General features: G+C 50.8%; 9 protein-coding genes. All 9 read right to left on the reverse strand.

Annotation, left to right across the window (positions count from 1 at the left end):
• Window positions 1–9 precede the first annotated feature (9 nt).
• The 9 genes from dnaE to rseP all read right to left on the reverse strand — a co-directional run bounded on the left by dnaE (window position 10) and on the right by rseP (window position 12,206).
• On the reverse strand, window positions 10–3,492 hold the full coding sequence (gene dnaE, locus CKQ54_RS20460; protein WP_112288337.1) for a DNA polymerase III subunit alpha: 3,483 nt from the start codon (window positions 3,490–3,492) through the stop codon (window positions 10–12).
• A gap of 70 nt (window positions 3,493–3,562) precedes the next feature.
• The gene (gene rnhB / locus CKQ54_RS20465) at window positions 3,563–4,159 is read right to left on the reverse strand and encodes a ribonuclease HII (protein ID WP_113878217.1); all 597 of its coding nucleotides are present in this window, start codon (window positions 4,157–4,159) and stop codon (window positions 3,563–3,565) included.
• Window positions 4,156–5,304 carry a lipid-A-disaccharide synthase gene (gene lpxB / locus CKQ54_RS20470; protein ID WP_120163111.1) on the reverse strand — a complete coding sequence of 383 codons (1,149 nt, stop codon included), beginning with the start codon at window positions 5,302–5,304 and terminating at the stop codon, window positions 4,156–4,158. The genes rnhB and lpxB overlap by 4 nt, the downstream gene beginning before the upstream one ends.
• Window positions 5,305–5,322: 18 nt before the next feature.
• Entirely contained in the window at window positions 5,323–6,111 is a 789-nt protein-coding gene (gene lpxA / locus CKQ54_RS20475) for an acyl-ACP--UDP-N-acetylglucosamine O-acyltransferase (RefSeq protein ID WP_113878219.1), read from the reverse strand.
• Between the two features lie 3 nt (window positions 6,112–6,114).
• Entirely contained in the window at window positions 6,115–6,570 is a 456-nt protein-coding gene (gene fabZ / locus CKQ54_RS20480; RefSeq protein ID WP_095923207.1) for a 3-hydroxyacyl-ACP dehydratase FabZ, read from the reverse strand.
• A gap of 147 nt (window positions 6,571–6,717) precedes the next feature.
• A complete protein-coding gene (gene lpxD / locus CKQ54_RS20485; RefSeq protein WP_120163109.1) occupies window positions 6,718–7,740 on the reverse strand; it encodes a UDP-3-O-(3-hydroxymyristoyl)glucosamine N-acyltransferase in 1,023 nt (340 codons plus the stop codon).
• A 2-nt stretch (window positions 7,741–7,742) separates the two neighbouring features.
• The gene (gene skp, locus CKQ54_RS20490) at window positions 7,743–8,240 is read right to left on the reverse strand and encodes a molecular chaperone Skp (RefSeq protein WP_112288332.1); all 498 of its coding nucleotides are present in this window, start codon (window positions 8,238–8,240) and stop codon (window positions 7,743–7,745) included.
• 153 nt (window positions 8,241–8,393) lie between these two features.
• The gene (gene bamA / locus CKQ54_RS20495) at window positions 8,394–10,814 is read right to left on the reverse strand and encodes an outer membrane protein assembly factor BamA (RefSeq protein ID WP_120163108.1); all 2,421 of its coding nucleotides are present in this window, start codon (window positions 10,812–10,814) and stop codon (window positions 8,394–8,396) included.
• A gap of 36 nt (window positions 10,815–10,850) precedes the next feature.
• Window positions 10,851–12,206, reverse strand: a complete 1,356-nt coding sequence (rseP, locus tag CKQ54_RS20500) for a sigma E protease regulator RseP (protein WP_120163107.1) — start codon at window positions 12,204–12,206, stop codon at window positions 10,851–10,853.
• Between the last annotated feature and the right edge of the window lie 9 nt (window positions 12,207–12,215).

The raw sequence follows: 12,215 nt of genomic DNA on the forward strand, positions 1-12,215 counted from the left end.
ATTCCTATTTTAGTCAAATTCCAGTTCCACCTGCTCACTACCGACCAGGCCTCGCAAATCCAGCAACAGTTTGTCCGTTGGCGTAACACGCCATGACGCCCCGAATCGTAGCCGGGCTCTTGCGTTTTCTCGTTGGTAATACAGATGCACTGGTATCGTCCCCGATCGATGTGGTTCCAACGATTGGCGGAGACGGTTCAAAAGCTGGTCATCAATTTGCCTGTCAGTCAGCGATATAGCAAGACCGCGAGCATATTTTTCCCGTGCTTCACTGATGTCCATTACATCGCGGGCCATCATTTTAAGCCCGCCACTGAAGTCATCAAAGCTGACCTGTCCTGTGGCGATAAGGATACGGTCTTTTTCCAATAAATGCTGAAATTTTTCCAATGCTTCGGTGAACAACATGACTTCCAGACGACCTGAGCGGTCATCCAATGTACAGATCCCAATGCGGTTGCCGCGCTTGGTGACCATAACGCGTGCAGCGAGCACCAGTCCCACTGCGACGGTCATTTTGCCCCGTTCTGTCGGGTGCATATCTTTCAAGCGCTGGCCGCCGCCATAACGCTCGATTTCTTTCAGATACTGAGTGATCGGATGGCCGGTCAGATAGAGTCCGAGCGTCTCGCGCTCGCCATCCAGCACCGTTTGTTCCGGCCACGGCATTACGTTAGCGTAGGATTTTTCGACTTGTTCCGGCGCTTCGGCCAGAACGCCAAACATATCCACCTGACCAATTGCTTCAGCTTTAGCATGCTGATCAGCCGCTTTCAGTGCGTCCGGCAAAGAACTCATCAGTGCGGCACGATGCGGCCCGAGGCGGTCAAAGGCACCGGACATGATCAGTTTTTCGAGAATGCGTTTATTCAGTTTTTTAACGTCAGCGCGCGCGCAGAGATCAAAAAGCTCTTTGAAATAACCGCCTTCGTTACGCGCTTCGATAATGGCTTCAATCGGGCCTTCGCCCACGCCTTTGATGGCGCCAATACCGTAGACAATTTCACCTTCGTCGTTCACGTGGAAATGGTACAAACCGCTGTTGATGTCCGGCGGCAGAATCTTCAATCCCATACGCCAGCATTCATCGACCAGCCCGACCACTTTTTCGGTGTTATCCATATCCGCGGTCATTACCGCCGCCATGAATTCTGCCGGATAGTGCGCTTTAAGCCACAGCGTCTGATACGACACTAATGCATAAGCGGCTGAGTGTGATTTGTTAAAACCATAACCGGCGAATTTCTCTACCAGGTCGAAGATTTTAATCGCCAGTTCGCCGTCAATTCCGCGAGATTTGGCACCATCTTCAAAGCCGCCGCGCTGCTTGGCCATTTCGACCGGGTTTTTCTTACCCATCGCACGACGAAGCATGTCTGCACCACCCAGCGAATAACCCGCCAGAACCTGCGCAATCTGCATGACCTGTTCCTGGTAGAGGATAATGCCGTAAGTCGGCTCCAGTACAGGTTTCAGGGATTCATGCTGCCACTGAATATCCGGATAGGAAATCTCTTCGCGCCCGTGTTTACGGTCGATAAAGTTATCTACCATGCCTGACTGCAAAGGCCCCGGACGGAACAGCGCCACCAGTGCGATCATATCTTCGAAACTGTCGGGCTTCAGACGTTTGATCAAATCTTTCATTCCGCGCGATTCAAGCTGGAATACCGCTGTGGTTTCCGAGCGTTGCAGCATGTCGAAGCTTTTTTTGTCATCGAGCGGGATGGCCGCAATGTCCAGCGGTGGCTCACCGGCTTTCTCACGGCGGGCGTTAATCATTGCCAGCGCCCAGTCGATGATGGTCAGCGTACGCAGACCGAGGAAGTCAAACTTCACCAGCCCGGCATATTCCACGTCGTTTTTATCGAACTGGGTAACCGGGTGGTTACCTTCAGCATCGCAATATAGCGGCGCGAAGTCGGTAATTTTGGTTGGCGCGATGACCACCCCACCGGCGTGTTTACCGGCGTTACGGGTGACACCTTCAAGCTGACGAGCCATGTCGATCAGCGACTTAACTTCTTCGTCAGCCTCATAAATTTCTGGTAGCTGGGGTTCTGCTGCAAACGCTTTTTCAAGCGTCATACCTGGGTCAGGTGGCACCAGTTTTGAAATACGGTCAACGAAACCGTAAGGGTGACCGAGGACGCGCCCTACATCGCGGATAACCGCTTTGGCAGCCATCGTACCGAAAGTGATGATCTGCGAAACCGCTTCACGACCGTACATTTCGGAGACGTGATCGATAACCCGGTCGCGTTTCTCCATGCAGAAGTCGACGTCGAAGTCGGGCATGGAAACACGTTCAGGGTTGAGGAAACGTTCGAACAGGAGGTCAAACTCGAGCGGATCCAGATCGGTAATTTTCAGCGCATATGCGACCAGAGAACCGGCACCGGAACCACGCCCGGGACCTACCGGCACGCTGTTATCTTTCGACCACTGGATGAATTCCATTACGATCAGGAAGTATCCCGGGAATCCCATCTGGTTGATAACTTTGAGTTCGATATCCAGACGCTCGTCATACTCAGGACGTCGCTGCGCGCGCACTTGCGGATCAGGGAATAAAAACTCGAGGCGCTCTTCCAGCCCAATTTTTGATTTTTCGACCAGGAAGTCTTCTGTGGTCATATCACCGGTCGGGAATTGCGGCAGAAAATATTCGCCCAGACGGATGGTCACGTTACAGCGTTTGGCGATTTCCACGCTGTTTTGCAGCGCTTCTGGGACATCTTCAAACAGCTCACACATTTCGTCTTCACTGCGCATATATTGCTGCGAAGTGTAATTGCGCGGGCGTTTAGGATCGTCGAGAGTGAAACCGTCGTGGATAGCAACGCGGATTTCATGGGCATCGAAGTCGGTCGGCACCATAAAACGTACGTCGTTGGTGGCCACGACCGGCAAGCCACGCTCTGTCGCCAGCGCAACGGCAGCATGAAGATAGTTTTCTTCTTCTGCACGTCCGGTACGAATTAATTCGAGGTAATAGCGGTCAGGGAAATATTGCTGGTAGAAATCCAGACACTGATTGACCTGCAAATCATTGCCGCGGGTCAGGAACTTACCTACATCCCCCATTCTTGCACCGGAAAGCAGGATCAGCCCTTCGTTCAGTTCAGCAAGCCATTCGAGGTCGACAATCGGACCGGCAGCGCCATAACCACGCTGGTAAGCTCTGGAGATGAGCAGGGTCAGATTTTGATAGCCCTGATTATTCATCGCCAGCACGGTCAGTTGAGCAAGCTCATCACCGAGGATTTCACTCTGAACATTCAGGTCTGCACCGATAATCGGTTTAATACCGGCGCCATGGGCCGCACCGTAAAATTTCACCAGTCCGCAAAGGTTGGTGAAATCAGTTATGGCCAGAGCGGGCATGCCGAGTGACGCTGCGCATTTCACCAGCGGGCCCACTTTCGCGAGCCCATCCACCATGGAGTAGTCGCTATGTACACGCAGATGAATAAAACGAGGTTCGGCCATATCCAGAGTCCAGAAATGAGTGAATTAAGGGTTGTATACCCCGCAAAACGGGGCAGGAACAAGTGATGCGTTATGCCAGCCCGAGCGCGCGTTTCACCGGAGAGAAACTGCGTCGGTGATGTGCTGTTGCTCCAAGGCGGGCAAGGCTTTCGAGATGCACCGGCGTCGGGTAACCTTTGTGCTTCGCAAAACCATATTCAGGGAACTGAAGATCCAGTTCAACCATTTCGCGATCGCGGGTGACTTTAGCCAGAATTGAAGCCGCGCTGATTTCAGCGACTTTGCTGTCCCCTTTCACGACCGCCTGTGACGCCATCGGAAGTTTAGGGCAGCGGTTGCCATCAATCAGCACCATATCAGGCGTGATACCTAAACCAGCAACCGCTCTTTGCATGGCCAGCATGGTGGCATGCAGAATATTCAGTTCATCGATTTCATGGGGTTCAGCGCGGCCGAGGCTCCAGGCCAGCGCTTTCTCTTTTATTTCGATGTACAACGCCTCACGACGCTTTTCAGACAGTTTTTTAGAATCCGCCAGGCCTTTAATCGGATTGGCCGGATCGAGGATCACAGCAGCTGTCACTACAGCGCCCACTAACGGGCCGCGTCCCACTTCATCCACACCCGCGATACAGACGGCCTGTGGATAGATAAATACATCGCTCATCGGTTTGCCAGCTCCATGACGGCCTGAGCAGCCTGTTCGTCTGCATCACGGCGAATACTTTCATGCAGTTCAAGGAACGTTTCACGCAGCGCGTGGCTTTTCTCTCCGCCAGCCAGTAAAGGCAGCAAGGCAGCAGAAAGCTTTTCAGGCACACATTCGGTTTGCAGTAATTCAGTGACGATTTCGCGTCTTGCCAGCAGGTTGGGCAACGAAACATACGGCGTTTTCACCAGACGCTCAGCCAGCCAGAACGTGGAAGGTTTCATGCGATAACCCACCACCATTGGGCATTTCGCCAGCATACATTCGAGTGCAGCCGTCCCTGAAGCCAGCAATGCCGCATCACTGGCAATCATCGCTTCCCGGCCTTTGCCATCGAGCAAGTGAGCAGGCAAATCAGGTGCAATTTCAGCCTTGATACGCTCGAACTGCTCGCGTCGTTTCGCATTCACCAGCGGGACAACGATATGCAAATCAGGATAGGTTTGTCGCAGTTGCAACGCGGTTTTCAGGAAATCTGCGCTGAGCATTTCCACTTCCGCATGACGACTCCCCGGCAATAACGCCAGGCAATGAACATCTTCAGGGATCCCCAACGCCAGACGTGCCGCCTGTTTGTCAGGATGCAACGGCATCGCATCAGCCATGGTATGGCCAATGAAACGGCAGGGAACATTGAATTTGTCATAGAACGCTTTTTCGAAGGGCAGGAATGCCAGGACTAAATCTGTCGCTTTGCCGATTTTGAAAACGCGCTTTTGTCGCCAGGCCCAGACAGACGGGCTGACATAATGAATCGTGCGGATACCACGCTGTTTTAAGCGGCCTTCCAGAGTGATGTTAAAGTCCGGGGCATCGATGCCCACAAACACATCAGGCCGGAGTTCGCTAAAACGTTGGGTCAGATCTTTGCGGATTTTCAACAGGCGTGGCAGCCGTTCAAGCACTTCCACCACGCCCATCACCGCCAGTTCTTCCATTTCGTACCAGGCTTCGCATCCTTCAGCCTGCATCAGCGGGCCTGCGACACCCACAAAACGGGCATCAGGATGATGCTTTTTTAAGGCTCGAATTAACCCGGCGCCAAGAATGTCACCGGACGTTTCACCGGCCACCAGGCCAATTGTCAGAACAGGCTTTTGCATTGTTTTCCGTAGCGCAGATCAGCGGATAATGCCGCGTGTTGAGCGGGCAAAAAAATCACTGAAGGGTTTAGCTTTCGGGAATTCAGCCGCAATTGCAGCGATTTCCGGCTGGGCTTCTTCCAACGTTTTACCGCTGCGATACAGTAATTTATAGGCATTGCGGATAGCATGCAGATCGGCTTTTTCGAAACCACGGCGCTTAAGCCCTTCGATATTGATACCGAAAGGTGTAGCGTGGTTACCCTGCGCAATCACAAACGGAGGAACGTCCTGAGCAACGCCGGAACATCCACCCACCATGACATGCGCGCCGATAATACAGAACTGATGCACCGCCGTCATACCGCCAATGATCGCAAAATCATCAACTTCAACGTGACCACCGAGGGTCGCGTTGTTCGCCAGAATACAGCGATTACCAATGACGCAATCGTGAGCAATGTGCGCGTTAACCATTAACAGATTATCGCTGCCCACTTTTGTCAGGCCACCGCCCTGAACGGTACCACGATGAATGGTAACGCTCTCACGAATATTGTTGCGATCGCCGACCTCAACGCGTGTGGGTTCACCGGCATATTTCAGATCCTGGTTAATTTCACCAATGGAAACGAACTGGAATATGCGGTTATCGCAACCAATTTTGGTCACGCCATTAATCACTACGTGTGATTTAAGCTCAGTACCTTCACCAATTTCTACCTGGGATCCCACGTAGCAGAAAGGACCGATATGGACTCCGGCGCCAATCACGGCACCGTCTTCAACAATAGCGCTTGGATGAATAAAGGCGGTTTTATCAATCATGTATTAAGACTCCCGGCGACGGGCGCACATCATTGATGCCTCGCAAGCTATCTCACCATCAACTTTCGCGACACCTTTGAAACGAGCAACGCCACGACGCTCTTTAATGAATTCAACTTCCAGAACCATCTGGTCACCCGGCAAGACCGGACGTTTAAAGCGTGCATCGTCGATTGCTGCAAAGTAATACAATTCGCCCGGTTCCAGTTTTCCTACGCTTTTAAACGCCAGAATACCGGTGGCCTGAGCCATCGCTTCCAGAATCAAAACGCCTGGAAAAATAGGTTTACCCGGGAAATGCCCCTGGAAGAACGGTTCGTTAAAAGAAACGTTTTTCACGGCGCGCAAAAATTTCCCTTTTTCAAAGTCCAGCACGCGGTCAACCAGCAAGAACGGGTAACGGTGCGGCAATAAATCCAGTATCTCTTCAATACGCAGAGTATGAGTGTCAGTAGTCAAAATACTCTTCCTGTCTATAAAAACTGATGGCATCAATAACACGGCCTGCCAGACCCCAAAAGAAGGTCATCAGGCAGGCCGCAAATAGGAACGTATGTCGCAGGTTCACTCAACAAAGGGAACACAAAGCAGCATCGTAGGTGGTAATTAGTCTTTTTCGATTTTACGCTCGACAGCTTTCAAGCGCTTATTCATCTCGTCAATATTCATTACCAATGCAGCCGTCTTACGCCAAACTTTATTCGGTTGTAACGGGATACCGGAGGAGTATACCCCAGGTTCAGTGATTGGTCGCATTACCATTCCCATTCCCGTCACGACAGCCTGGTCACAAATCTCCATGTGACCGTTGATAACACTAGCTCCGCCGATTTGACAGTAGCGTCCGATTTTCAGACTGCCGGCCATGATAACACCACCGGCAACCGCCGTATTGTCTCCAATCACGACGTTGTGTGCAATCTGGCATTGGTTATCAATAATAACGCCGTTGCTGATAATGGTGTCATCCAGCGCGCCACGGTCGATTGTGGTACACGCGCCAATTTCAACGCGGTCGCCGATAATCACCGTGCCAAGCTGAGGAATTTTGATCCAGTTACCGCGATCGTTAGCGTAACCAAAGCCATCAGCGCCAATCACTGTTCCAGACTGGATCAGACATTGTTCGCCAATCTCAACGCGATGGTAAATAGAAACGTTAGCCCAAAGGCGGGTTCCGGCCCCTATTTTTGCGTCTTTACCGATAAAGCAGCCCGCACCGATGATGACGTTATCACCCAGTACAACGCCGGATTCGATAACTGCATTTGCGCCAACCGAGACATTCTTACCCAAAGAAGCACTGTCAGAAATCACCGCACTCGCAGCAATATCCTGTGCCGGCGCCGGAGTGGTATCCAGCAACTGCGCCATACGCGCATAGGTCAGGTAAGGGTTTTTAACCACTAATGCCGCTGTAGGGCAAAATGGCAGATCCGCTTCCGTCAACACTACGGCACCTGCATTGCAGGAAGCCAACTGTTCACGGTAACGGCTGTTTGATAAAAACGTGATTTGCTCAGAGTGTGCGGAATGCATTGAAGCAACGCCGGTGATGGCAATTTCGCCATCACCGTGCAATTGTGCATCCAACTGCTGTGCGAGATCAGCCAGTCGAATTGAAGACATGTTTATTTAACCTGTTTCAGCACATCAGCAGTAATATCTTTGTCATTGTTTGCATACGCGATGGCGTTTGCATCGATAACAACATCATAACCTTCTTTGCTCGCTACAGATTTCACAGCATCCTGAATACGGCTCAGGATTTTGTTACGTTCTTCAGCCTGACGACGACGGTTGTCTTGCTCGAACTGCTGCGCTTTAGAAGAGAAAGCTTCACGCTGAGCCATAACGTCTTTTTCAAGTTTAGAACGATCGCTGGCTTTCATAGTAGAGCCATCACGTTGCAGACGTTGCATTTTGGTTTGCAGATCACGTTCCTGAGACTGCAAATCTGTCGCACGGCTTTTGAACTCGTTTTCCAGCTGTTTTGCTACTGCTTCACGAGCAGGCATTTGTTGGAAAATGCTTGCTACGTTAACGATAGCAATTTTATCAGCAGCCTGAACGCTAGCTGAAGAAGCCATAACTAAACCGAGGCCTGCGGCATATAACCACTTTTTCACTATAAACTCCTTCCATCACCCGTTTGTGCCAGATGGCACAGTAAATTACACAAAACACCCGATATGAAAACAATACACGGGCCGAAACCCGTGTATCAAATTCAGCATCTGGCCTTTGCGATTCTGCTGAACAAATTCTGCCCAGGCAGGACGTTACCAGGTTTTACCAATGTTAAACTGGAACTGTTCTGCCTTATCGCCTTCATATTTCTTAATTGGCTGTGCATAGGAGAAGACCAAGGGTCCCAGTGGAGACATCCACTGCAATGCAAGACCTGAAGAAACACGAATGTTGCCTGGTTTACTGTAGTCAGGAACGCCCGCGGCCTGAGACTCTGGGGTATTTTCCCAACCGGTATCCCAGACTGTACCACTGTCCACAAACAGGGAAGTACGCAGTGAGTTCGCGTATTTCTCGCTGACAAACGGAGTAGGAACAATCAGTTCCGCACTCAGCACTGCCATTGCGTTACCACCTACTGCATCGTTCGAGTTATCGATCGGACAGCCGCTGTAAGAGGTATTAGCAGTAGTACATTTGTAATACGCTGCTTTAGGACCGATGGTGTTCGACTGGAAACCACGAACACTGCTCGAACCGCCGGCATAGAAGTTATCGTAGAACGGCACTTCTTTACCGCCCAGACCATCTGCGTAACCTGCACGCGCACGGCCCATCAGCACCCAATCACGATCCTGATTCAGTGGCAAGTAACTGGTTGAATCAAATGTGATTTTGTAATATTCGTTATCAGAACCCGGAACAGTCACTTTACCGTTCAAGCTGGCTTTAGTCCCTGACGTCGGGAAGTAGCCACGGTCAAGGTTGTTATAACCCCAGCCGAGGTTGGCGAAGAAATCATTCGCACTGAAGTCAGCATCAGCATTATCACTGGTGGTCACCGGTGGTTTCAGACCAACAGAGTTCAGATAACGGAACATAGCAATCTGTGGTTCCATATTGGACAGATCGTTATGGACATAATCCAGACCCAGACGTAATGAGTTGTTCTCATTAATCGGGAAGCCCAGGTTCCCGCCAATACCATAACTTCTGTTGGTATAGCTGGAGAGATCTGCATCATCAGCTTTAAAGTCGTTGTAGAAGATACGACCACCCAAACTTACGCCGTCAACGGTGAAGTATGGGTCAGTGATGGTGAATTCCGCGTACGTCTGGTAATCGTTTTTGGTACCGCTGATGCCGACAGAGTTACCCGTCCCCAGCCAGTTGTCCTGCTGAACACCGACCTGGAAGCTGACACCGCTTTCTGTACCGTAACCCACACCAAAGTTGAAGCTACCGGTGTTACGTTCTTTCACCTTGTAGACCACATCAACCTGATCCGGTGAACCCGGAACACGTTGCGTATCCACATCCACCGTTTCGAAGTAACCCAGACGGTTCAGACGCTCTTTGCCTTTATCGACCAGATCGTTGCCTAACCAGGCACCTTCCATCTGACGCATTTCACGGCGCAGTACGCTGTCTTTACTGGTGTCATTGCCTTCAAAGCGGATGTGACGCACGTAGAAACGGTTACCCGCATCAACGTTGATGTGCAGCTTAACGGTTTTGTCTGCATCATTAATTTCTGGCTGTGTCGTCACACGTGGATAAGCGTAGCCATAACGCCCCAACATCTGTTTGATGTCGTTTTCCATTTTGGTGACTTTGGCGCCGTTATACAGCTCGCCTTTATCAATTTTAGTCAGGCTTTGAACTTCTGCTGAGTGACCCGCCATGCTGCCAGTCACTTCCACGCCAGAAAGTTTGTATTGCTCACCTTCTGTAATGTTCAGCGTGATGTAGATGCCTTTTTTGTCCGGCGTCAGGCTGACCTGAGTCGAATCAATATTGAAACGGGCATAACCGCGATCCAGATAGAAACTGCGCAGGGTTTCAAGGTCACCCGCGAGTTTTTGTTTCTGGTATTTACGATCACCGACGACGTTCCACCATGGCACTTCATCACGCAACTGGAAGCGTGAGATCAGCTCATCAGTCGTAAAGGCGTGGTTACCCACGATGTTAATCTGCTGAATTTTGGCAGAAACACCTTCGGTAAAGACCAGTTTCAGGTCAACACGGTTACGCGGTAAAGGGGTCACAACCGCTTTCACCGACGCACTGTATTTACCCACGCTGTAATAGAAGTCTTCGAGACCTTTCTCGATACTGCCGATGGTAGTGCGGTCAAGCGCTTCGCCAACACGGACGCCAGAGGCTTCCAGGTTTTGCTTGAGCATGTCATCTTTTACCGATTTGTTACCGGAGAAAGTGATGCTGGCAATAGTTGGGCGTTCTTTGACCTGAACAATCAGAGAATCACCATCGCGCAGGACGCGGACGTCCTCAAAGTTGCCAGTGGCAAACAATGCACGAATGGTGTTACTGATATCATCGTCAGTAACCGTATCACCGACGCGAACCGGCATATTGAGTAACGCCGCACCGACGGCAACTCGCTGCAGGCCTTCGAAATGAATATCTTTCACTACGAAACCGTCTGCACCGTATACGGTGGCGCTGCCAAACAGCAGCGACGCTATGAGCAACTTTTTGATCGCCATCGTTGTTATGCGTTCTTCCTAACCTAATCTCCGGCCTTAAAGACGGGAGAAATCATTGAAAAGTGCAAGCCCCATCAACAACACCAGCAAAACTGAACCAATGCGGTAACTGAAGTCCTGAACTCGCTCGGAAACTGGCCCACCTTTTAGCTTTTCTATTGCGAGAAAAAGCAGGTGTCCACCATCTAATACCGGTAATGGGAAGAGGTTGATGATCCCCAGATTGACACTAATGAGTGCCAAAAACGTGAGGTAAGACACCAAACCATACTCTGCTGACATTCCTGCGCCCTGTGCGATGGATATTGGGCCACTCAGATTGTTCAGCTTCACATCTCCGGTAATTAACTTACCCAGCATGCTCACAGTGAGTTTCATCAGTTGCCAGGTTTTATCCCCGGCCTCATAAAACGCCACAAACGGACCATACTGACGGATTGTTTTAAATTCGTCAGGCAGCGGTATCACCTTCGGTACCACGCCAGCAAAACCCTGTATTTTGCCTTTACCTGCGGACTTCGTGTCCGGCGTTAATGTTAAAGCAACCGAATCCCCACCCCGCTCGACTTCCAGCGTAATAGGTTTACCCGGATTGTCACGAACCTGTATGACAAATGACTGCCAACTATCCAGAATCTGACCATCGACTTTAACGATCCTGTCCCCGGCTTGCAAACCCGCCTTTTGGGCGGCTGAATCAGGCTGCACTTCCTGCAGTACAGATTCTATCTGCGGACCTCTGGGAATCATACCCAGAGAAACCACCGGATCCTCCTTTTCAGGATCAAAATGCCATTGGCGCAAATCCAGAGTTTTCTCAACGACCTGAGATGAGCCAAACTGCGCAACCCCTACCGTCGTTTGATCATCACCAATTTCGCCCATTAACGCCATACGAACTGATTCCCAATCAGGCGTTTCGATACCCGCAACAGACTTAAGTTCCATACCTGAGGAAATATTCGATTGCGCAGCGATTGAATTAGCAGTGATATTCGCGATGACCGGACGCACGCTGGGCACGCCGATAACGAAGACCAGCCAGTACGCAAAAATGGCAAAAATGAAATTGGCAATCGGTCCGGCACTGATGATAGCTGCACGTTGCCAGACCTTTTTGTTATTGAAAGATTGATGACGAAATTCAGGGGCAACGGCTTCGACTCGCTCGTCGAGCATTTTGACGTAGCCGCCAAGAGGAATAATGGCCAGTACATACTCAGTTCCCTGACGGTCGGTTCTGCGCCAGAGCGCACGCCCAAAACCGACAGAGAAACGTTCTACACGGACACCACAACGACGAGCAACCCAGAAATGGCCGAACTCGTGCACGGTGATAAGCACCCCCAATGCGACGATAAAGGCGGCCAGGCTCCAGAGTATGTTCATCATATGTCTAAC

It is taken from the genome of Rahnella variigena (genome assembly GCF_003610915.1).
GTDB lineage: Bacteria > Pseudomonadota > Gammaproteobacteria > Enterobacterales > Enterobacteriaceae > Rahnella > Rahnella variigena.

Coding starts and splice junctions, on each gene's coding strand:
- rseP (WP_120163107.1), bottom strand. CDS start 12,206: ATGATGAACATACTCTGGAGCCTGGCCGCCTTTATCGTCGCATTGGGG.
- bamA (WP_120163108.1), bottom strand. CDS start 10,814: ATGGCGATCAAAAAGTTGCTCATAGCGTCGCTGCTGTTTGGCAGCGCC.
- lpxD (WP_120163109.1), bottom strand. CDS start 7,740: ATGTCTTCAATTCGACTGGCTGATCTCGCACAGCAGTTGGATGCACAA.
- dnaE (WP_112288337.1), bottom strand. CDS start 3,492: ATGGCCGAACCTCGTTTTATTCATCTGCGTGTACATAGCGACTACTCC.
- rnhB (WP_113878217.1), bottom strand. CDS start 4,159: ATGAGCGATGTATTTATCTATCCACAGGCCGTCTGTATCGCGGGTGTG.
- lpxB (WP_120163111.1), bottom strand. CDS start 5,304: ATGCAAAAGCCTGTTCTGACAATTGGCCTGGTGGCCGGTGAAACGTCC.
- lpxA (WP_113878219.1), bottom strand. CDS start 6,111: ATGATTGATAAAACCGCCTTTATTCATCCAAGCGCTATTGTTGAAGAC.